General features: G+C 60.2%; 18 protein-coding genes and 3 tRNA genes. 5 read left to right on the top strand and 16 right to left on the bottom strand.

Annotated elements, in window-relative coordinates; translation table 11 throughout:
• Window positions 1-15: 15 nt before the first annotated feature.
• Both FY550_RS04805 and FY550_RS04800 read right to left on the bottom strand, forming a co-directional pair.
• Window positions 16-1,098, bottom strand: a complete 1,083-nt coding sequence (locus FY550_RS04805) for an AI-2E family transporter (RefSeq protein WP_070976154.1) — start codon at window positions 1,096-1,098, stop codon at window positions 16-18.
• Window positions 1,099-1,156: 58 nt separating this feature from the next.
• On the bottom strand, window positions 1,157-1,390 hold the full coding sequence (locus tag FY550_RS04800) for a sulfurtransferase TusA family protein (RefSeq protein ID WP_070976151.1): 234 nt from the start codon (window positions 1,388-1,390) through the stop codon (window positions 1,157-1,159).
• A gap of 150 nt (window positions 1,391-1,540) precedes the next feature.
• Between FY550_RS04800 and FY550_RS04795 the strand changes: the two genes are divergently transcribed.
• Window positions 1,541-3,004 (top strand): M48 family metalloprotease, encoded by a 1,464-nt coding sequence (locus FY550_RS04795; RefSeq protein WP_149054390.1) that lies wholly within the window; start codon window positions 1,541-1,543, stop codon window positions 3,002-3,004.
• 51 nt (window positions 3,005-3,055) lie between these two features.
• Here the strand turns inward: FY550_RS04795 and FY550_RS04790 are convergent.
• From FY550_RS04790 to FY550_RS04735, 12 genes are all read right to left on the bottom strand, one after another.
• Window positions 3,056-3,131, bottom strand: a tRNA-Lys gene (locus FY550_RS04790).
• A gap of 57 nt (window positions 3,132-3,188) precedes the next feature.
• A tRNA-Lys gene (locus tag FY550_RS04785) sits at window positions 3,189-3,264 on the bottom strand.
• Between the two features lie 48 nt (window positions 3,265-3,312).
• Window positions 3,313-3,388 (bottom strand) — tRNA-Lys (locus FY550_RS04780).
• Window positions 3,389-3,458: 70 nt separating this feature from the next.
• The gene (rluB, locus tag FY550_RS04775) at window positions 3,459-4,394 is read right to left on the bottom strand and encodes a 23S rRNA pseudouridine(2605) synthase RluB (RefSeq protein ID WP_149054389.1); all 936 of its coding nucleotides are present in this window, start codon (window positions 4,392-4,394) and stop codon (window positions 3,459-3,461) included.
• 10 nt (window positions 4,395-4,404) lie between these two features.
• Window positions 4,405-5,217: an SMC-Scp complex subunit ScpB gene (gene scpB / locus FY550_RS04770; RefSeq protein ID WP_070976110.1), complete on the bottom strand. Its 813-nt coding sequence runs from the start codon at window positions 5,215-5,217 to the stop codon at window positions 4,405-4,407.
• Window positions 5,218-5,241: 24 nt separating this feature from the next.
• The gene (locus tag FY550_RS04765) at window positions 5,242-6,153 is read right to left on the bottom strand and encodes a segregation and condensation protein A (RefSeq protein ID WP_070976108.1); all 912 of its coding nucleotides are present in this window, start codon (window positions 6,151-6,153) and stop codon (window positions 5,242-5,244) included.
• 111 nt (window positions 6,154-6,264) lie between these two features.
• A complete protein-coding gene (gene pqqE / locus FY550_RS04760; RefSeq protein WP_070976105.1) occupies window positions 6,265-7,431 on the bottom strand; it encodes a pyrroloquinoline quinone biosynthesis protein PqqE in 1,167 nt (388 codons plus the stop codon).
• Window positions 7,428-7,712 (bottom strand): pyrroloquinoline quinone biosynthesis peptide chaperone PqqD, encoded by a 285-nt coding sequence (gene pqqD / locus FY550_RS04755; RefSeq protein ID WP_070976103.1) that lies wholly within the window; start codon window positions 7,710-7,712, stop codon window positions 7,428-7,430. Before pqqD ends, pqqE begins: the two co-directional genes overlap by 4 nt.
• Complete coding sequence (pqqC, locus tag FY550_RS04750; RefSeq protein ID WP_199287851.1) at window positions 7,709-8,482, bottom strand: pyrroloquinoline-quinone synthase PqqC; 774 nt, start codon at window positions 8,480-8,482, stop codon at window positions 7,709-7,711. The genes pqqD and pqqC overlap by 4 nt, the downstream gene beginning before the upstream one ends.
• The gene (pqqB, locus tag FY550_RS04745; protein WP_233350273.1) at window positions 8,479-9,366 is read right to left on the bottom strand and encodes a pyrroloquinoline quinone biosynthesis protein PqqB; all 888 of its coding nucleotides are present in this window, start codon (window positions 9,364-9,366) and stop codon (window positions 8,479-8,481) included. The genes pqqC and pqqB overlap by 4 nt, the downstream gene beginning before the upstream one ends.
• Before the next feature lie 32 nt (window positions 9,367-9,398).
• Window positions 9,399-9,476 (bottom strand): pyrroloquinoline quinone precursor peptide PqqA, encoded by a 78-nt coding sequence (gene pqqA / locus FY550_RS17210; protein WP_121171783.1) that lies wholly within the window; start codon window positions 9,474-9,476, stop codon window positions 9,399-9,401.
• Between the two features lie 118 nt (window positions 9,477-9,594).
• Entirely contained in the window at window positions 9,595-11,409 is a 1,815-nt protein-coding gene (locus tag FY550_RS04735; protein ID WP_407657378.1) for a DEAD/DEAH box helicase, read from the bottom strand.
• Between the two features lie 79 nt (window positions 11,410-11,488).
• Here FY550_RS04735 and FY550_RS04730 point away from each other — a divergent pair, with 79 nt between their 5' ends.
• Together FY550_RS04730 and FY550_RS04725 are read left to right on the top strand one after the other, a co-directional pair.
• The gene (locus FY550_RS04730; protein WP_070976096.1) at window positions 11,489-11,902 is read left to right on the top strand and encodes a hypothetical protein; all 414 of its coding nucleotides are present in this window, start codon (window positions 11,489-11,491) and stop codon (window positions 11,900-11,902) included.
• A gap of 169 nt (window positions 11,903-12,071) precedes the next feature.
• Complete coding sequence (locus FY550_RS04725; protein ID WP_070976094.1) at window positions 12,072-12,392, top strand: putative quinol monooxygenase; 321 nt, start codon at window positions 12,072-12,074, stop codon at window positions 12,390-12,392.
• A 75-nt stretch (window positions 12,393-12,467) separates the two neighbouring features.
• Here the strand turns inward: FY550_RS04725 and purL are convergent, their stop codons facing one another.
• Window positions 12,468-16,370, bottom strand: coding sequence for a phosphoribosylformylglycinamidine synthase (gene purL / locus FY550_RS04720; protein ID WP_070976092.1), 3,903 nt, complete (start codon window positions 16,368-16,370; stop codon window positions 12,468-12,470).
• A gap of 167 nt (window positions 16,371-16,537) precedes the next feature.
• On the opposite strand from purL, the gene mltF reads away from it, so the two are divergent.
• Window positions 16,538-18,040, top strand: a complete 1,503-nt coding sequence (gene mltF, locus FY550_RS04715) for a membrane-bound lytic murein transglycosylase MltF (RefSeq protein WP_233350272.1) — start codon at window positions 16,538-16,540, stop codon at window positions 18,038-18,040.
• Window positions 18,027-19,967 (top strand): GGDEF domain-containing protein, encoded by a 1,941-nt coding sequence (locus FY550_RS04710; protein WP_070976088.1) that lies wholly within the window; start codon window positions 18,027-18,029, stop codon window positions 19,965-19,967. Before mltF ends, FY550_RS04710 begins: the two co-directional genes overlap by 14 nt.
• On the opposite strand, the gene tadA is transcribed toward FY550_RS04710, so the two are convergent.
• Window positions 19,954-20,490: a tRNA adenosine(34) deaminase TadA gene (tadA, locus tag FY550_RS04705; RefSeq protein ID WP_070976086.1), complete on the bottom strand. Its 537-nt coding sequence runs from the start codon at window positions 20,488-20,490 to the stop codon at window positions 19,954-19,956. The two genes, FY550_RS04710 and tadA, sit on opposite strands and share 14 nt — an antisense overlap.
• Between the last annotated feature and the right edge of the window lie 55 nt (window positions 20,491-20,545).

The following is a 20,545-nucleotide window of genomic DNA, read 5'->3' as shown; positions in this document are numbered from 1 at the left end:
ATCCTGTCACCCTGCTCAGGCAGCATCTTCCTGCTGTATCCGGTCACGATTGCGCGGCCAGGCAAACATCAGCGCCTTGAGCAGGGTCGCCAGCGGAATAGCAAAGAATATTCCCCAGAACCCCCAAATCCCGCCGAAGAAGAGCACCGCAAGGATAATGGCCACCGGGTGCAGATTGACCGCTTCGGAAAAGAGCACGGGCACCAGCACATTGCCATCCAGTGCCTGCAGAATGGCATAGGCCACCATGACCCAGACAAAATGCTCGCTGAAGCCAAAGGTGAGGCCTGCTACCGCAGCAATCGGCAGGGTGGCCACCGCCGCACCGATATAGGGCACCAGTACCGACAGGCCCACGATCAACGCCAGCAGAGTGGCATAGGGGAGCCCCAGCGCCCAGAAGGTGATCCAGGACACCACTGCCACAATCACGATCTCGATGAACTTGCCGCGAATGAAATTGGCGATCTGGTCATCCATCTCCCGCCAGATGCGGGTCATCAGGGCGCGTTTTTTCGGTAACATGGAAAGCAGAAAACCGATCAGTCGTTCGCGATCCTTGAGCATGAAGAAAACCAGGATCGGTACCAGCACCAGATAGATCACCACGCCCAGCAGGCTGCCCAGAGAATTCAGTGACAGACTCAGCAGGCGACGCCCCAGCAGTGAGAACTCATTGCCGGCTGCGGAGATCCAGCGCTGAATCTGATCGGGAGTTATGATGGTCGGATAGCGATCTCGCAGCTCTTCAAGCAGTATGCGGCTGCGTCCCAGCAGGTCGGGGATTTCCTGGGTCAGATGAGCGAGCTGATTCCAGACCAGGGGCAGCACAATCAGTGCCAGCGTCAGCAGTACGCCCAGAAACAGTACGAAAATCAGCCCGACTGCCACCAGTCGCGGCAATCCCCGCCGCTCCAGCCAGCTCACGCCCCCCTGCAGCACAAAGGCAATGATCAGTGCCGTGAAAAATGGGGCCAGCATGCCGCCGAACAGCAGAACGACCAGCAGTCCGGTGATCAGCAGGCCCCCCAGCACGATCGCTTCCTCATCGGAGAAATAACGGCTGACCAGCCGCTTCATCAGGGCCTTGAATGTCATCTGGGAAAATGCCTGCTCTGCGGGATAGGATGAATGAGGAAAACGAAGATAACTTCGTTCACCCCTTGATCAGCACATAGTGGAAAAGACCGTCGCGCTCCTCGCGGGAAACAAGCTCATGGCGGCTCATCGCAACAAAACTTTCAAAGTCGCGCCATGACCCGGGGTCGCTTGCCCGTACATACAGTCGCTCTCCGCTGTTCATTTCGGCCAACGCCTGTTTGGCCTTGAGCAGCGGCATCGGACAACTCAATCCGGTAGCATCCAGCGTCCGATCAATATTCTCGTCCATGCCCCTCCCTGGTACACACACATGCCGGGTCTTGAAATCGTCCCGATTTAAGGGCACTTTGCCAGACAATTCAATGCCTGACGGATCGCGCCGGGCCTGCCGGAGCGCAACCGCAGCGCCCCTCCCGACGTCGTTCTCATGGAGTCACTGATGTCCGGGTCATCCCGCAAGCGCTTGGGTAGCCTCCTGTTGGCAGGTACCCTGCTGGTCACGGCACTGCCGACCACCGCCGAAAGCAGCTATGGCCTGCCTGATCTTGGCAGTTCACAAGCCAGCTTTCAGGGGCTGAACGAATATCAGCTCGGACGAACATGGCTACGTCAGTTCCGTGCTCAAACGTCACAATGGCGAGATCCGATCACCCACACCTGGGTACGTTCGCTGGTCGATCAACTGGTGCCCTGCGCGCACCTGAGCAATCCGCACATTATCGTGACGCTGGTCTCCAGTCGCATGCTCAACGCATTCGCTGTGCCCGGTGGCGTAGTCGGCGTCAATACCGGTCTGTTTCGCTATGCGCCCGGTCACGATGCCTTTGCATCGGTACTGGCTCACGAACTCGGCCATCTCTCGCAACACCACTTCGCCCGCCAGATGGCCGCTTCCGAACGTGCCCAGTTCCCTACCATGGCGGCACTGCTGGCCGGTATGGTCATCGCAGCAGGGGCAGGCGGCAGCAGCGGCAGCAATCTTGGCATGGCGACCATTGCCGGCACTCAGGCGGCCGCAATACAGAACCAGCTGGCCTATTCGCGTCAGTATGAGCAGGAAGCCGACCGGGTCGGCCTCCAGACCCTGGCGTGCGCCAATATGGACCCTGAAGCCATGGCCCGCATGTTCGCGGCCATGGAGCAGCTGGCCAGCCTGCAGGGCAACTCACCGCCCGAGTTCCTGTTGACTCACCCGCTTACCCAGTCACGCTTGAGCGATATCCGAGCCCGGGCTGCGCAATATCACGCCATGTCCCACGACGCCGGCCCGGAGTACGACATGATTCGCGCCCGGGTCATGCTGGCGGGCAATATGGAGCATCCCGAAGAGGTCCGCACTCAGCTCCGTGAAGATAATGCCCATCCGTTGGCACTCGACTATCTGCAGGCGTTGGTGGACTCGGTCCACCACCACCCTGATCGCGCTCTCGCCGAATTCGATCGCATCGCCGCGCAGCAGCCTGACCTGCTGATGGTGCCAGCCAGCGCTGCCGATGCGGCTCTCGATGCCGACCGTCACCAGGAAGCACTGCGTCGGGCACAGCAGATTCTCGAACTGGCACCGGACTACTTCCCCGCCCGCATGATAGCCGCCGAAGCACAGCTGGCGCTTGATCCGGAGCAGGCCTTTACCCGGCTGCGCGACATCGCCCGTGACCATGATGAAGATCCCGACGTCTGGAATCTGCTGGCAGAAGCCGCCGGGCGCAGCGGTCATGATGCCTGGGGGCATCTGGCACTGGCCGAACAGCTACAGCTCACCGGGCACATTGATAGTGGACTGGATCAACTCGATATTGCCGAGAAACTGTCTCGCCAGACAGATGACTATGCACTCACCAGTCGAATTCGCGAACGGCGCAAGGCCTTTCATGGCTATCAGCAAGCCATTGATAAATTCTGAACAGCCGGACAGCAAAACGCCCCGCCCCATTCGGGGCGAGGCGCGGCAGTCTGGTGGGTCGTGCAGGATTCGAACCTGCGACCAATTGGTTAAAAGCCAACTGCTCTACCAACTGAGCTAACGACCCTGAGGCAGATATAACCCGGTCACTACACGAAACCGACCTGCCATGGCAGCAGGATACTGGTGGGTCGTGCAGGATTCGAACCTGCGACCAATTGGTTAAAAGCCAACTGCTCTACCAACTGAGCTAACGACCCGCTGCCATACTCATCACAACAGCCCTTTCAGGCTATCTGCCGTTGCGATGGTGGGTCGTGCAGGATTCGAACCTGCGACCAATTGGTTAAAAGCCAACTGCTCTACCAACTGAGCTAACGACCCGCGCAACAGCGGCGCAAATATTACTTTCAAAAACGCGCAGATGCAAGGCTCAAAGCAGCAATGAGCGCGCTCAGTGCGAGTGACGCCCCTTGCCACGACTGCCCCGACCGCTTCGTCGTGCCTCTCCCGACTCGCGCTCACCCGAGCGGCGTCCTTCGGAATCAGCATGACGACCGGTATTCTTGAGCCCTCGTACGGGACGACGCTTGCGCTTGTCACGGCTCCAGCGATTACGCTCATCAGGCGTCATTTCGGGCACCCTGCGGGGTTCCAGACCCGCCATGCCAGAGAGTTCGTCAATCTCTTCCTGATTCAACTCGGTCCACTCGCCGGCGCGAGCCCGCTTGTCCAGAAAGATATTGCCGTAGCGCACCCGCTTGAGCCGACTGACCGTCAGCCCCTGGGATTCCCAGAGACGACGCACTTCACGATTGCGACCTTCCATGATCACAACGTGAAACCAGGTATTGATGCCCTCCCCGCCAAACTCCTGAACATCAGTAAAGCGGGCGGGGCCATCCTCGAGCATGACGCCTTCGACCATCGCCTGGACATGCTCCATGGTCACCTCACCCATGATCCGGACAGCATATTCACGCTCGATCTGCATCGAGGGGTGCATCAGACGATTCGCCAGCTCACCGTCGGTGGTAAACAGCAGCAGACCACTGGTATTGATATCGAGACGACCGATCGCAATCCAGCGCTCCCCCTTCAGGCGTGGCAGTCGTTCAAACACCGTCCGTCGCCCTTCGGGGTCCTTGCGGGTACACAGTTCCCCCTCGGGCTTGTTGTACATGATCACCCGACGCGATGACTCTGCGCTGGCCGTCAGTACGACCGAACGGCCATCCAGGCTGACATGATCATTGATGCTGACGCGATCACCCAGCGCTGCAGTAGCCCCGTTGACAGTGACACGTCCGGCGCTGATGGCGCTCTCCATCTCACGCCGCGAGCCCTTGCCAGCACGTGCCAGCACCTTTTGCAGTTTTTCCGTATCCATCGTTTGCACGTCAGTCCCGTTGTTCAGAAGTATTCGTGTCCCGCTCATCAAGCGTGTCATCACGTTCGACCGGGGTTTCCGAAGCATCACCGGTAGTGTCATCACCGGTCTGCACGCGCTGCGCGAAACGATCACCGATGTCGGCCAGACTCAGTCCGGTCCGTTCGGACGCCGTCGCGGCGTGCGATTTCTCTTGTGCAGTACTTGAGGCCGCTCCCTGTTCTGACTCACTGGCAGATGAGCCCTCTTGCTCGGCTTCAGGCTCGGTAGCGACCAGTTGCTCCAGCCAATCAGCGGTCTCGCCCTCTCTCAGGGCCTGCATGGGCGGCAGCTCATCCAGTGTTTTCAGCCCGAACGCATCGAGAAAGGCGCGGGTCGTCGCGTAAACCGCCGGACGACCGGGCATTTCACGATGTCCGATCACCCGAATCCAGCCGCGCTCACTCAGGGTGCGCATGATCGATGAGCTCACCGATACGCCCCTGACATCCTCGATATCTCCTCGAGTAACGGGCTGACGATAGGCGATCAGAGCCAGCGTTTCCAGCAGCGCCCGGGAGTATCGCTGAGGACGCTCCTCCCAGAGTCTCGAGACCCATGGAGAAAGCGCATCATCCACCCGCAGGCGATAGCCGGAGGCTGTCTCCTCCAGTCGCAGCGCCGACCCCTCGAGCCTCTTATGCAAAGTATCGAGAGCCTCGCGCAGCAGGCGCCGCTCGGGTCGAGCACCCTCGTCGAACAGACCTTCCAGGCGCTCCAGACTCAGTGGTTCACCAGCCGCCAGCAGAGCGCCTTCCAGAATGCGATCCAGCTCGGGGCTCATCGCCCTCTCCCACCACTCATGGCCTTATTCGTCATCCCGTTCCCCGGCGCCCGCCACCGATAGCGCCCCTTCATAAGCGCCTTCCCCTTCATCCTCTTCAAACTCATGCGTTGCTCGCCCCCGCACATGAATCGGCGACAGTGGCGCATTCTGAATCAGCTCGATCAAGCGCTCACGCGTCAGCTCCAGCAGTGCCATGAAGGTGACCACTACCCCGGCACGCCCTTCTTCCGGAGTAAACAGCGCCTCGAAAGGCGTAAAATGATCGGGGCTTACCCGGTCAAGAATTGCCATCATCCGCTCACGAGTCGAGAGTGCTTCACGCGTGATGGTATGCGCCTGATTGAAATCGGCTCGCTGCATCAGCTTCGATAACGCGCCCAGCAGCTCGGACAGCTCGACATCGGGATGGCGAATCCGCACTTCAAGTGTCGGTGGCGCCGCTGCGGCAGGAAACCAGTCACGCCCTTCCCGTGGCAGCTCATCAAGTCCCTCGGCTGCCTGCTTCAGCTGTTCGTACTCCTGTAACCGCCGCACCAGAGCCGCCGTGGGGTCTTCGTCTTCGTCTTCCTCGCTGGCCGGCGGCCGAGGCAGCAGCGATCGCGACTTGATCTCTGCCAGCATAGCCGCCATCAGCAGATATTCAGCCGCCAGGTCGATCCCGCTGACCTCCATCAACTCGACATACTCGATGTACTGATGCGTCACCGCCGCCACATTGATGGCAAGTATGTCCAGATTCTGACGCCGAATCAGATAAAGCAGCAGATCCAGCGGACCTTCGAAGGTTTCCAGGAAGACACGCAGCGCTTCAGGCGGAATGTAAAGATCTTCCGGAAGCTCATGTAGAGGCTCGCCACGCACCAGCGCAGCGACCTCCCGCGAAGGCGCAGCCAATCGATCCTCGTGGGATGACGCATCGAGAGTCTCACTCATGGCAACGCAAGCAGGTCGGTTCAGGCGGGATGGAATATCCCCGGTACAGGGACGCCAGGAGCCAGTCTATCAGGCTTGACCGCCGCCGACACCCCTGCCGCTGCAGCCCGCTCAGGAAGAGACTTCGGTCGGGGTATCGCTCTCCTGCACCGGCCGACGGCGCTCAAAGCGACGATAGCGAAACGGCTCGTCACGCTCGGCATCCACAATGGCGAGCTGTTGAATGTCATCATGATAGGGTGACATCTCGCACACCGGATCCATCTGGGTCGCATCGCCGGTCATCATCAACGCCTGACAGCGGCAGCCACCCCAGTCGATCTCACGACGGTCACAGCTCTGACAGGCATCCGGCAGGAAATCGGTACCACGAAAAGCGTTAAAGGCTGGTGACTGCTGCCAGATTTCGGCCAGCGAATGGTCGCGCACATTCCAGAACTCCAGCCCGGGAATGGTTTCAGCCGCATGACAGGGCAACCCCTTGCCAGAGGGCGTGATATTGAGCGACTGGCGCCCCCAGCCATTCATGCACGGTTTGGGCAGGCGCGCATAATAATCCGGTACCACAGCGTCGATGGTCAGCCGACCCTGCAAGCGCTGACGGGCTGCTTCGACACGATCGATCGCCTCCATCACCTGGCCACGCCTCGGCATCAGTGCCGCACGATTGGCCAGCGCCCAGCCATAATACTGCGCGTGAGCAATTTCGAGGCGACGGGCGTCCAGTTCCAGCGCCAGGTCAACGAAGTCATCGATCTGATGGATATTGGCACGATGAATGACCGCATTGACGGTCAGCGGTAGCCCCAGCGCACGCACCTCGCCGGCGAAGGCACGCTTTTTGGCATGGGCGCCAGGCAGATTGGAGACCTCCTCGGTCACCTCGGCAGTCGCGCCCTGGAAGGAGAGCTGAACATGATCGAGTCCGGCATCGTAGAGCTCCCGCAGCTTATCCGGAGAGATATTGACGCCGGCAGTAATCAGATTGGAGTAGAGCCCTACCTCGGCGCAGGTCCTGACCAGCTCGACCAGATCGCGCCGCGCTGCCGGCTCGCCACCGGAGAGATGCACCTGCAACACACCAAGTTCGGCCGCCTCACGCAGGACCCGTTGCCAGGCCGCGGTATCGAGCTCGTTGGACTTGCGCTCGAGCTCGACCGGATTGGAACAATAGGGACATTGCAGCGGGCAGCGATGAGTCAGCTCGGCCAGCATGCCCATCGGGGGCGCAATGCTCGGTGCCGCGGGCTCCGCCGCGGCTGTCGTGGCGTTGGTCATGCCACCTCCATAATGCCCTTGTCGATCAGGGATCGGAACAGGGCGAGAACATCATCATGAATTCGCTCACGTTCGGCCTCGAAACTGGTCGCCAGATCATCAATGATAGCGGCCACACTGCGCTCACCATCGACCCGCTCGACCACAGCATGCGCAATGGCATCGAGCTGAAACACTCGCTCTGGCGCCAGCAGCACCCAGCCGCCACGCGCCTGGTCATGCCGCAGGCGAACGCCTCGAGGCAATCGAACAATCGAGTCTTCGTCGAGCGACGCGCTCATGGTGTCGCTCCGGCCACCAGGCCACTCTCACCATCCCAGGCGCCCGGCGGCACATGACCATCGATATAGGCATGATGCAGTGCATCAAGCATGGTCCAGAGCACATCGCATTTGAATTCAAGCGCGGCCATCACGGCCTGTTGCTGATCAGCACGGCGCGCGTGCTCGCGCACGTAGCTCAGTGCCCGCTCGGCATCACGGGGCGCCTGGGTAAGACGCGGCCGAAAATAGGCCAGCGTCTCTTCGGAGATGAAATCGTAGTGCTCCAGCATGCCGGAAACGCGGGTACCAATCACCTTCGGCGAGAACAGCTCGGTCAGCGATGAGGCGATCGCTTCAAGCAGCGAGCGATCCCGCACAAAATGGACATAGGCCTCCACTGCAAAACGAGTGCCCGGCAGAATGGCACGGGTCGACTGTACCAGCTCGCGCTCGAAGCCAAGCCCATCGGTCAGTTTCAGCCAACGCTCGATGCCGCCCTCTCCCGGCGCCTCACCGTCGTGGTCGACCAGCCGGGTACGCCACTCGCGGCGCCATTCGGGATCTTCGAGGCGAGCCATCAAAGACGCATCCTTGATCGGAATCATCGCCTGATAGTAGTAGCGATTGAGTGCCCAGGCGCGCACCTGACGTCGATCGAGTTCACCGTTTTGCAGCATCAGCTGGAACGGGTGGCGATGATGATAGCGCTGCTCGCCAATCTCGCGCAGTCTCGCCTCAAGCCCATCGGCGGTCAGCGTCGCCTGCTCGGTTACGGACGGCTGATTCAAGGTTCAATCTCCATGCCGTCAAAGGCAATTTCCCAACCGGCCTGCTCAGCCTCGCGCCGCTCGGGCGAGTCCTCGATCAACACCGGATTGGTATTGTTGATATGCACGAATATGCGCCGTCCGAGATTCAGCCCGGCCAGCGCCGCGATACTGCCATCGGTACCGGACATCGACATGTGCCCCATACGTTGACCGGTCTTCTGTCCAACCCCGGCAATAATCATTTCGTCATCGCGCCACAGGGTGCCGTCGAACAGCAGCGCATCGGCGCCTTCAAGCCGCGCGGCCAGCCCGGGCGTCAGCGTTGCACAGCCCGGAATGTAGTAAATCCGCTGGCCATGGAGAGCAAACTCCACGCCGATGGTCGCTTCGCCCTCGGCACCGATCTCGACCTCATCACCCTCGAGATAGAGCGCCGTCTTGCCGGGCACGGCAAAAATACGAACCAACAGCCCGGGGAGCAGCTCGATATGGCTATCAAGCGCCACATCGAGTCGCTCAACGCAATCAGGCGCCAGCACGTTGAAAATCGGGTTGTTACGCAATACGCCATGAATCTCCGGCGTGGCGTACAGTCGCCAGGGCGAACGCTCACGCAGACTGAGCAGGCCGGCGACATGATCGACATCACCATTGGTCAGCAGCACTGCTTCGATCGGTGTATGACGCTCCCCTTCACACGGATGCAGTGCCGGTTCGCGATGAAGCTGCGTCAGGATTTCGGGCGCGCAATTGATCAGAGCCCAGCGCTGGCCATCCACGGAGACCGCAATGGAGGATTGGGTACGCGGTTTGACCCGATTCGGCTCGGTACGTGCAAGGCGGCAGACCTCGCAGCGGCAATTCCATTGAGGCAGGCCGCCACCGGCGGCTGCCCCCAGCACACGAATCCGCAGGCGCGGAGTGCTGTCAGTGCTCAAAATTCGGCAGGCAGATAGTCGTTGACTTCCATACCCACACAGACTTCCTTGACTTCGGGGGTTGTCCAGCTCATGGCCAAACTCCTGGTTACGAACGATTCATGGGCCGCGGATGCGGCGGAGTGCATTGCCGATTTGGCAATACCTCCATTGTAGCAAATCGTCATTCGCTATTTAACGCATAACTCGCTTTCAGCCGGCACTATCAGCAGTACGATACCGTCCTTCATAATCAAACAGCTTGTCACGAACCTGCCAGTAGCGCCCCACCCGGCGGCCGATCACGAAGTCTGCAGCACGCAGTCGATATTGCTGCTCAAGCACTTCATCGATTGATGAGGGTCGCCAGTCGAGCCCTGGTGCGCGCATGTGGTAGCGCAGAAAGGCAGCATGAAATACGCGGCGCTGCGCTGGTGTTTCCATCGCAAACCACTCCTCCAGCGTCGCGCCCTCCTCATCATGGTGGGTAATCTTCAGCCGACGCAGTCCTCGACCATTAACGGTTTCCTCCAGGGTCATGCCACTGACCCGCAGTACCCTGGCATCGCGCAACCGCAGGGCATCACGCAGTTTATCGTCCGCATCCACCATCAACGCCTGGCAACCATGACAGCGGCGTGCGGCAATATCGTTTTCCGCACCACACTGATCACATACCTTGTAGCGAAAGCGGAAATCGCATTGGTGCACGCTTTCACCGGACGCTGCTACCTCACCGGAGACATGCGCGCCATGCGCATCAACCAACCCCTGGCAGCGACGTCCGTAATGCTCGATCACCAGTTCGCCATCTCGCTTGCCCCAGAAGATGTTGGCAAAACCGCACTGCGGACACTCGACCTGTACCGGTTCGCTATCACCAGGCGGTTTGGGTGTACTGATCTCGGGGGCATAGAGATCCCAGGGATTACCGGCATAGTCAAGGATCAGGCAGTCGTGCTTGTTCGCTGCAAGACGCAGGCCGCGGCCGGCAATCTGCTGATAAAGACCCACCGATTCGGTCGGCCTCAGAATGGCGATCAGATCGACATGGGGGGCATCGAAACCGGTGGTGAGCACCGAGACATTGACCAGATACTTCAAAGCCCCGGTCTTGAAGGCACTGATCAGGCGTTCACGCTCATCCCCGGACGTGGTACCGGTAATCAACGCCGTGGTATCTCCGGGCAGGTAGCCGACGATCTCCTCGGCATGCGCCACGGTAGCGGCAAAAATCATCACCCCCTGACGGGCACGAGCGTGCATCAGCACATCATCGACAATCCGTGGCGTGGCGCGATTACCCTGTACGACCCGGTTGAGTTCCTCCTCGGCAAAGCGTCCGCCCCGCTTCGGCTCAAGGCGGGAAAAATCATACATTGCCAGGGTGGCATCGATACGCTTCGGCTCGGCAAGATAGCCCTGTCGCACCATCACACGCAGCGGCTGTTCGAAAACGCAGGCACGAAAGAAGCTGCTTTCGGGGCCACATACCATGCCATGATAGTGACGGTAATAGATAAACCCCTGACCCAGTCGATAAGGCGTAGCGGTCAGCCCCAATACCTTGAGATTCGGATTGGCCGCACGCAAATGATCAATGACACGGCGATAACTCGAAGGTTTTGCCGGCTTGCGTTCGCTGTCGGCGACATCCGGCGGCACACGATGACACTCATCGATCACCAGCAGGGTAAACGCGCCATCGGCGAAGGCTCCGGGGTGATTGACCACCGATTGCACCGAACCGAATACAACCTGGCGTTCGCTCTCGCGCCGCCCCAGGCCGGCACTGAAGATATCGGCCCTGAGACCATAGGCCTCGTATTTGGCATGATTCTGCTCAACCAGCTCGCGCACATGGGCCAGTACCAGTACCCTGCCCCGTGCCAGGCGTGCCAGCTCGGCAATGACCAGACTCTTGCCGCTACCGGTGGGTAACACCACCACTGCCGGCTCACTGCTGTCACGAAAGTGACGCACGACCCGGGTCACGGCCTCCTGCTGATAGGGTCGCAGGGCTACCATGTCCATATCACCTGTTTTCCGGTCCCGTGATAGCCGACATGACACCACGGGACATCATTCATCATCGAGGAGTCAGCTCATGCAACCCAATGCGCAACTGGCGCGCTATCTGCACGACCTGCAGTCGCAATCCTATGAATGCGAGCTGATCGATGCCCATGCACTGCGCATCACCCATGAAGGTCTGGAGTTTGTGCTGGTGGTGGCCGAGGATGAACCCGCCTTCTTTCAGCTCATGCTTCCTGGCGCCTGGCAGGCCGGTGCCGGTAGTGACCGCACCGCTTTGCTCGAAGCCACCAATGATGTCATGAATACGCTGAAGGCCGCCAAACTGGTGATTCATGGTGAGGGTATTCATGTCAGTGTCGAGCAATTTGTCGAGGGTCCTGAACAGGGCATCGCACTGCTGCCCGGCTTGCTCGAGTTACTGCGCAGCGCTGTCGCCGAATTGCATGAGCGACTCGGCATGGGAGAAGCCCCCCGAGTGCACTGACAATACACCTGACCGTGCTGGTAACGGTTGCAGGCCGCTCTCCGGTTGCGCTTCTGCCGTCAGACAGCGACAGTAGTGGCAGCCACCCCAACATAGATCACCCCTGACCGGTATGCGCCACCTGCCGATGGCAGAAATTGGCATTACCGCTTACAGCAAGGAGACTCCAATGAGTGAAGCCGTGGGACAGTTTGTGGTCATTGCCGAATTCAACGTGCGCGAAGGTGAACTCGATGCCTTTCTGGCGCTTGCCCACAACGATGCCAACGAGTCACTGGCCAATGAACATGGCTGTCACCAGTTCGATGTACTTGTACCCGAAGACGGCAGTAACAAGGTGATTCTGCACGAGGTCTATACTGATCGCGACGCTTTCGAGCAGCATATGCAGATGCCACATTACGCCCCATTCAAGGAAGGTACCGCCCCATTGCTGGCTGATGAGCCGATGGTGCGCTTTTTCAACCCGGCGGCGCGTCCGCAGAACTGATTTCAGTCCTGCAGACTGCCTGCCCGCGCTCCCGCCGGTCTGCCCGACGGGAGCGTTTTCATCTCTGTCGCGCTGTCAGTTCAGCCATTTGCGAGCGTTGCGGAACAGCCGCATCCAGCCACCATCCTGTGTCCAGCCGTCAGGCTGCCAGGAGTTGGTGATCGCCCGCGTCACCCGCTCGGGGTGCGGCATCATGATGGTGACCCGGCCATCCTGACTGGTCATGCCGGTAATACCGGCCGGTGAACCATTGGGGTTGGCCGGATACCGGGTTGTCAGCTCACCGTGATTGTCGATATAGCGCAATGCCACGGTGCCACTGGCCTGAGCACGTCGCAGATGGCCATCGTCCCGGAAGCTTGCCAGCCCTTCGCCATGGGCGACCGCAATCGGCAAGGTCGACCCCGCCATGCCATCCAGCAGGATCGACGGGCTGCGCTCGATGCGTACCATCGATACCCGCGCCTCGAACTGCTCCGAACGATTGCGCACAAAAGTCGGCCAGTGCTCGGTGCCGGGGATCAGCTCGTGCAGCCGGGCGAACATCTGACAGCCGTTACACACGCCGAGCGCAAAAGTGTCCTCGCGCTCGAAGAAAGCCGCAAACTGATCACGGGCGCGGGTATTGAACAGGATCGACTTGGCCCAGCCACCACCGGCGCCCAGCACATCACCGTAGGAGAATCCGCCACAGGCCACGGCACCGCGAAAATCCGTCAGATCCACCTGCCCGGCCAGAATATCCGACATATGGACATCGATGGCCTCGAATCCGGCCCGCACGAAGCCATTGGCCATTTCCATCTGGCCATTGACACCCTGCTCGCGCAGGATCGCCACCTTCGGGGCCGCGCCGGTATTGAGATAGGGTGCGGCGATATCCTCATCGACATCGAAGGTGAGATTGGCGGAAAGCCCCGGGTCCCGGGTATCCAGCAGCGTATCGAACTCCTGATCGGCACATTCGGGATTATCACGCAGTCGCTGCATTCGGTAACTGGTCTCGCTCCAGCTGCGCATGGCCTCTACGCGCGACATTTCAATCAGAGGTTCGCCAAACAGCGTCACCCGCAGTTGATCGTCCTCGGAGAGACGCGCCACCACACCCGAACAGCCCCCCAGCCCACTGGCCGAAAGCTGCGAGAGAACTGCTTCGGTATCCTCGCGGCGAACCTGAATCACGGCACCGGGTTCTTCGTTGAAAAGAACATCCATCGCCTGTAGCGGTTGATCGACCAGCCAATCCAGGCCAATGGTCACACCGACATGGCCGGCAAACGCCATTTCGGCGATGGTCACCAGCATGCCGCCATCACTGCGATCGTGATAAGCCAGCAATCGCCCATCGCGATTGAGCCCCTGAATGACCGCAAACAGCGCTTTCAGATCCTCGGGGTCGTTGAGGTCCGGTGCCTCGTTGCCGACCTGGCCGTAAACCTGAGCGAGCGCCGAAGCCCCCAGTCGGTTCCGGCCTCGGCCCAGATCGATCAGAATCAGATCGGTGTCGCCGGCATCCGTGCGCAGCTGGGGCGTCAGGGTCCGCTGTGCATCGCTGACGGGCGCAAAGGCAGTGGCAATGAGTGACAGCGGTGCAGTAACGGCCTTCTGCTGATCGTCCTCCTGCCAGCCGGTCTGCATCGACATCGAATCCTTGCCTACCGGGATTGCCACGCCCAGTGCCGGACAGAGCTCCATGCCTACCGCATATACCGCGTCATACAGCGCCTGATTTTCGCCGACATGATCGGCTGCACTCATCCAGTTGGCCGACAGGCGGATATCCTCGAGGCGTTCGACCGGTGCCGCCATCAGGTTGGTGATCGCTTCGGTCACAGCCAGCCGTGCCGAAGCGGCCGCCGAGATCAGCGCAGTCGGAGTACGCTCACCCACCGCCATCCCTTCACCGGCATGGGTGTCGTAGGACGCCGTAGTGACAGCACAGTCCGCCACCGGGACCTGCCAGGGCCCGACCATCTGGTCACGTGCGGTCATCCCGCCGATCGAGCGATCGCCAATGGTGATCAAAAAACTCTTGGAGGCCACTGCCGGCAGCTGCAGCACCCGGGTAAAGGCTTCGTGCAGATCGAGGTTATCAAGCATCACGCCGGGCAATTCGGGCTCGTAACGCTCAAAGCTGCGACTCATTTTCGGCGGCTTGCCGAACAGCACGTCCATCGGCAGATCGATCGGCGTACTCTCGAAGTGGCTATCGGTCACCGTCAGGCGATGCGCTTCAGTAGCCTCGCCCACTACGGCAAACGGGCACCGCTCACGCTCACAGAGTGCTTCAAAGCGCGCCAGATCATCCGGGGCCACTGCCAGCACATAGCGTTCCTGGGCTTCATTGCACCAGATCTCCAGCGGTGTCATACCGGGCTCGGCGCTTTGCACATCGCGCAGCTCGAAACGACCGCCACGACCGCCATCCTTGACCAGCTCCGGCAACGCATTGGAGAGACCGCCGGCACCGACGTCATGAATGAAGGCGATGGGGTTGGCCATGCCCAGCGCAATACAACGGTCAATGACCTCCTGGGCACGACGCTCCATTTCCGGGTTGTCACGTTGCACCGAGGCGAAGTCGAGTTCGGCGCCGGCACTACCGGATGTCACCGACGAAGCCGCGCCGCCGCCGAGACCGATCAGCATCGCCGGACCGCCCATCACGATCAGCTTCGCACCGGCCGGAATATCGCCCTTGGTCACATGCTCATCGCGAATGTTGCCGTAACCACCGGCCAGCATGATCGGCTTGTGATAACCGCGGCGCTCGATGCCACCCTGGCCAATGAAATCATGCTCATAGGTGCGAAAGTAGCCATTGAGCGCTGTGCGGCCGAACTCGTTATTGAACGAAGCCGCACCGATCGGCGCTTCCAGCATGATGTCCAGCGCGCTGCGGATACGTTCGGGCTTGCCGTAGTCGAAGGCTTCCCATGGCTGAATGAAATCGGGAATACGCAGGTTGGAGACCGAAAACCCGGTCATTCCGGCCTTGGGCTTGCCACCACGCCCGGTGGCGCCCTCGTCCCGGATTTCGCCACCGGCACCGGTCGAGGCCCCCGGCCAGGGCGCAATCGCAGTCGGATGATTATGCGTTTCCACTTTCATCAGAATGTGGATCGGCTCATGGTGCTGGGTATAGCGCCGGCTTTCAGGGTCGGCCAGAAAGCGTCCCGCCTCATGACCACGGATGATCGCCGCATTATCACTGTAGGCTGAAAGCACATCCGCGCCACTGTGCTCTGTTGTATTGCGGATCATTTTGAACAGTGAACGCGGCTGGGCCTCGCCATCGATGATCCAGTCGGCGTTGAAGATCTTGTGACGGCAGTGCTCGGAGTTCGCCTGGGCGAACATCATCAGTTCGACATCACTGGGGTTGCGCCCCAGCTCGGTAAACGCATTCACCAGATAGTCGATTTCATCTTCCGCCAGCGCCAGCCCCAGTTCGCCATTGGCAGCTACCAGCGCCTCGCGTCCATCGGCCAGAATGTCGATAGAGGTCTCGGACTGCGGCTCGGGATGATTGAACAACCGGGCCGCGTCACTCGAGTCGAACAGCACGGTCTGCGTCATGCGATCATGCAGCTCGGCCATGATCGCCTCGGCCTGTTCCTTAGAGGGCATATCGGATGTCTGCACTCGCCATGCCGTGCCACGCTCGATGCGGCGGACCCCATCAAGACCGCAATTGTGCGCGATGTCCGTTGCCTTGGATGCCCAGGGTGACAGCGTCCCCAGACGAGGCACTACCAGATAGAGCGCCCCTTCCGAGCGCGCCGACTCCGGCTTTGTGCTGGCTTCGAGCAGCTGCTCCAGTCGTTCACGGGTTGGCGTATCGATATCATCGACATCGACAAAGTAGCGCCAGCTGGCGGTCACCTCTGTCACGCAATCGGCAACTTCACGCAGACGATCGAGCAGGCGGGCATGGCGGAAGGAAGAGAGGGCGCTCTGGCCTCGCAGTTCGAGCATGACGAACAAAAGCCTCTGCAACTAGCATGATGGGTGTGTCGGGCAATCAGGCCCGGCAGCGCCTCGGCGCGGCCTTGTACCGGCTCGTCATGATACTGGAAAGCACACTGGCTGGCTAAGACCCGGGTGCAAATGTCTGGTCCCGACGCGCGCGGGCGCGTATGGTGATGACGTCTACAGCCATTGACCCGAATATGCCCAAGGCACTTTATCACCGCCGATGGCTGCTGGTGCTGCTGGTCGGAATGGGGTCGCTCGCGACGCCCGAGCGCAATCTGTTGCCGCGATTCGACTGGCTGCCCGGCCAGAGTTCCACTTTGGCGGCCATTCATACCCGCGACTTTCTCCAGCTCTATACGCGCAATACCCCGACGACCTATTACGAGGGCCGCCAGGGACCAACCGGTTTCGAATACGAGCTGGTGCGCCGCTTTGCCAGTGAGCTGGGAGTCAGCCTCGCCGTCGATCGCAGCCATCACATCGAAGGCGTGCTCGATGCCGTGCGCAGTGGTGCCGCCGATCTCGGGGCCGCAGGGCTGGTGCTCGACCCCCTGACGCCAGGCATTCGCTACTCCCGCCCGATCATGTCACTGCAACCGATGGTCATCTATCGCCGCGGTTTGCATCCGCCAACCTCAGTGGAGGACCTGGAGGAGCTGAAAATCGGGGTACTGGCCAATTCCGGTAACGTGCTGGCACTGCGCAACGCACGCCGCGATCACCCGAAACTGGTCTGGCGGGAGACCCACAAACTGGAAAATACCGATCTGATCGCCATGGTGGCCAATGGCCAGCTTGATGCTGCAGTCATCTATGCTCATGCCTTCAAGCTCAGTCGCATTTTCTTTCCCGGCGTGGAAAACGGCTTCAAGCTGGGCCAGCCGCTGACACTGGCCTGGGCATTCCCTGATAACGGGGATCTCTCGCTGCTCAACCGAGCCAATCGCTTTATCGATCGGATGCGCGCCAACGGCGAACTGGCGCGATTGAAGCGGCGCTATTTCGGACACGACGACTACCTGGAGTATGTCGGCGCCCGACGCTTCATCAGTCAGACGCGCAAGCATCTCGACAAATGGACGGATGACTTTCTCGCCGCCGCGCGTAAAACCGGCTTTGACTGGAAGCTGCTCGCTGCCATCAGCTACCAGGAGTCACACTGGAATCCCAGAGCCACATCGCCGACCGGCGTTCGCGGCATGATGATGCTGACCCGCACCACTGCCGCTCGCATGGGGGTCGATAATCGTATCAATCCTGTCCAGAGCATTGATGGTGGGGCGCGCTATCTCAAGGAGCTGGTGGAGCGACTACCCGACGACATTCCCTCTCCGGATCGGCTGTGGATGGCGCTGGCAGCCTACAATATTGGCATGGGCCATCTTGCCGATGCTCGTCTGCTGGCAGATCGACAGGGTCTCGACCCCGACAGCTGGGAAGATGTCCGGGAAATGCTGCCACGCTTGCAGGAAAGCCGCTGGTATCAGACGCTTCCTCACGGCTTCGCCCGTGGCAAGGGTGCGGTCTATTATGTCCGCAACATTCGTCGCTACCATGAGATTCTAAGCTACGTTACACGCAGCCAACGTCAATTCTCCCCCTTGATCGATAACCGAACTGCCTCGCGTTCCTCATTATTTAACGTCGTCGCCCCTGATGCCGCACCCTGATCTGCGACGACTTCCCCTGTTGCTGAACCTGCTGGCGTTATTGAGCATCGGGGTAGAACTGATCATTGGCAGCAGTCAGCAAAGCCTGCTGGGGAGCACCATGGCGCTGATTGGCCTGAGCCTGCTCCTGCGTCGGATGAAAATGTATCGGGTAGCGCGTCTGAGCAGTCTCCCGGCGCTGGCCATGTTGGTGCTTTTCGTGCTCAGCTTCATTCTGCCTGACAGCTGGATCGGCTATAGCACCTGGGCGCATCTTTTCGATCTCTGGCCGGGAGAAAACGCCTTCTATGCGCTGCGGCCATCGATTCTTATCACGCTGACACTGTTGCTGCTGGTTCTGCCGCCGCTACTCTTCAGACGCCCCCATCTGATCGCACCTCTGTTATGCACGGTCGCCGTGCTGCTCAGTCTCACTCAGTTGCTTGAACAGCTCCACTTCGATTTCAACGAGGATACCGGACTGACACCGCCGAGCGGCCTGACACTGGGGTTGCTGTTACTGGCGGAAGCGATCGACCTGCACCGTCAGCTCGGGCGCCACCGCCGTCCGATTCGGCTGGCCAAGGCCGGGGCTCTGCTGGCGGTCATCATTACCCTGACACTGTGGCATTTTCAGAACAGCCAGAACCTGTATCAGGTCAATCACCTGGCCCTCTCTGCTGGTGACACCTTGAGCGAAAGCATGGGGCGCATGCTGGCCGTTCAGAACGGAGCCATGCAGCGCTTCAGTCAGAGCTGGCAGAGCACACCGGGATTACCCGGGCAAACGGAATGGCAACAACGAAGTCAGCTGATGCTGAGGGACTTTCCCGATATCGAATCCATTGGCTGGTTCGATCGTGAGCGCCGGCTGCGTCGGGTTGTCAGCCGCCATGCCGGAGAGTCGCCCCCTCCCACAGATACCCCCGCCGTTCGGGAGGCGCTACAGCAGGTCTTTGGTTATGGGCAGCAAAGTAGCGCTGGAATATTCGATGTCCACGCCACGGAACGCTCGATCGGCCTCTACTTCCCGATCGATGAGGGCAGTGAAGAGCGTCCCGGCCGAGGTGCTGTGGTGTTCAACCTGTCGCTCTCTGAGCTGTTTCATCAACTGGGTGCACGGATGACGGCTACCGACGACTTTCTGTTCACCATTCATCATGATCAGCAAGGGCTATTCAGTACCGGTAACGGCCACCGCCTCAGCGAAGATCGTTACTGCAATCTGGTCACCCTGGGCGACAGCAACTTCACGCTCTGCACTCAGCCAACCATGGATCGACTGTTTGCCGAGCGTGCCAGTCTGCCTGCCCTGCTGCTCTTGACCGGCCTGGCCTTTGCGCTAATGCTCTACCTGGTGATGTATTACCACCAGCGGCTGCGCAGCAAGCACAGCGGCGTGGTGAACGCCAATCGTCGATTACGCAACGAAGTCGAGGCCCGCATTGCCCTGCAGGCTGAAGTCGAATGGCTGGCCCGTCACGACGAGCTGACCCAGTTGCCCAATCGCCGCTACTTCATGGAGTGGGCCACCGAACGGCTGAGCAGCCACGGCGGTGCCGTATTACTGATCGATATCGACCATTTCAAGACGGTCAACGATCATTTTGGCCATGCTCGCGGAGACCACTATCTCAAGTGTGTTGCCGAAGTCGCTCGTCGTCCGATCGAAGCCAGTGGCGGACTGCTTGCCCGCTATGGTGGAGAAGAGTTCGTGGCCTTTCTGCCCGAAGCCGAGGAAGACGAAGCGGCTCTGTGTGCCGAACGCATCCGCCGGGAGGTAAATCTGCTCGAGCTTGAACAGCCTCATACGGGGGGGTGGCTGACGGTCAGCATCGGTTTCGACTGCGCTGACGGGCTGTTTGATATCGAAGAGTTGATTGATGATGCCGATATGGCGCTCTATCGCGCCAAGCAGGCCGGCCGCGACAGGATCATGCCGACGTAGACGTATCATCCCGCCAGTTCGGGTCATCCGAGACCTGCCCCTTGCTCGGCGAAGCGACTTCCTGTTGATGCAAGCGACGTGCGGCGAAGAACTCTCTCATCAGTCGTCGAGCCTTGCCGGACCGGACACCGGAATCCACCAGCACCATATGATTGAACCAGGGCTGCGCAAACAGGTTGGCCCGGGACTCGGCCATCCCGGTCTTCGGCTCGGCAACGCCATAAACCAGCCGTTTGATGCGTGCCTGAATAATGGCGCCAGTGCACATCAGACAGGGCTCAACCGTTACGAACAGGCTACATCCCCCCAGCCGATAATTACCGAGCCGTTCACCGGCATCACGCAGTGCTCGGATTTCTGCATGCGCTGTGGGGTCATGGCGGGTAACCGGGGCGTTGAAGCCCTCACCGATGATATCTCCGGCAGCATTGACGACTACCGCCCCGATCGGCACTTCGCCGGCCGCAAGCGCCAGATGCGCCTGATCGAGCGCTCGATGCATATAATATTCGTCGCTGCCCATGTTCCTCTCCTGCTGACGGAAGCAGCCATGATACAAAAAACCGGCGCCCTGGGAC

Origin of the sequence: Kushneria phosphatilytica, assembly GCF_008247605.1 — a bacterium.
In the GTDB taxonomy this organism is placed as follows: Bacteria; Pseudomonadota; Gammaproteobacteria; order Pseudomonadales; family Halomonadaceae; genus Kushneria; species Kushneria phosphatilytica.
This window is presented reverse-complemented; position numbering and strand designations above follow the sequence as displayed.

What these genes read in the sequence shown, in the direction of transcription:
- tadA (WP_070976086.1), bottom strand. Translation starts at nt 20,490, where the DNA reads ATGGGCAGCGACGAATATTATATGCATCGAGCGCTCGATCAGGCGCAT.
- pqqE (WP_070976105.1), bottom strand. Translation starts at nt 7,431, where the DNA reads ATGACCAACGCCACGACAGCCGCGGCGGAGCCCGCGGCACCGAGCATT.
- FY550_RS04710 (WP_070976088.1), top strand. Translation starts at nt 18,027, where the DNA reads ATGCCGCACCCTGATCTGCGACGACTTCCCCTGTTGCTGAACCTGCTG.
- FY550_RS04730 (WP_070976096.1), top strand. Translation starts at nt 11,489, where the DNA reads ATGCAACCCAATGCGCAACTGGCGCGCTATCTGCACGACCTGCAGTCG.
- rluB (WP_149054389.1), bottom strand. Translation starts at nt 4,394, where the DNA reads ATGGATACGGAAAAACTGCAAAAGGTGCTGGCACGTGCTGGCAAGGGC.
- FY550_RS04795 (WP_149054390.1), top strand. Translation starts at nt 1,541, where the DNA reads ATGTCCGGGTCATCCCGCAAGCGCTTGGGTAGCCTCCTGTTGGCAGGT.
- FY550_RS04735 (WP_407657378.1), bottom strand. Translation starts at nt 11,409, where the DNA reads ATGGTAGCCCTGCGACCCTATCAGCAGGAGGCCGTGACCCGGGTCGTG.
- purL (WP_070976092.1), bottom strand. Translation starts at nt 16,370, where the DNA reads ATGCTCGAACTGCGAGGCCAGAGCGCCCTCTCTTCCTTCCGCCATGCC.
- pqqD (WP_070976103.1), bottom strand. Translation starts at nt 7,712, where the DNA reads ATGAGCGCGTCGCTCGACGAAGACTCGATTGTTCGATTGCCTCGAGGC.
- FY550_RS04725 (WP_070976094.1), top strand. Translation starts at nt 12,072, where the DNA reads ATGAGTGAAGCCGTGGGACAGTTTGTGGTCATTGCCGAATTCAACGTG.
- FY550_RS04805 (WP_070976154.1), bottom strand. Translation starts at nt 1,098, where the DNA reads ATGACATTCAAGGCCCTGATGAAGCGGCTGGTCAGCCGTTATTTCTCC.
- FY550_RS04800 (WP_070976151.1), bottom strand. Translation starts at nt 1,390, where the DNA reads ATGGACGAGAATATTGATCGGACGCTGGATGCTACCGGATTGAGTTGT.
- mltF (WP_233350272.1), top strand. Translation starts at nt 16,538, where the DNA reads ATGACGTCTACAGCCATTGACCCGAATATGCCCAAGGCACTTTATCAC.
- FY550_RS04765 (WP_070976108.1), bottom strand. Translation starts at nt 6,153, where the DNA reads ATGAGTGAGACTCTCGATGCGTCATCCCACGAGGATCGATTGGCTGCG.
- scpB (WP_070976110.1), bottom strand. Translation starts at nt 5,217, where the DNA reads ATGAGCCCCGAGCTGGATCGCATTCTGGAAGGCGCTCTGCTGGCGGCT.
- pqqA (WP_121171783.1), bottom strand. Translation starts at nt 9,476, where the DNA reads ATGAGCTGGACAACCCCCGAAGTCAAGGAAGTCTGTGTGGGTATGGAA.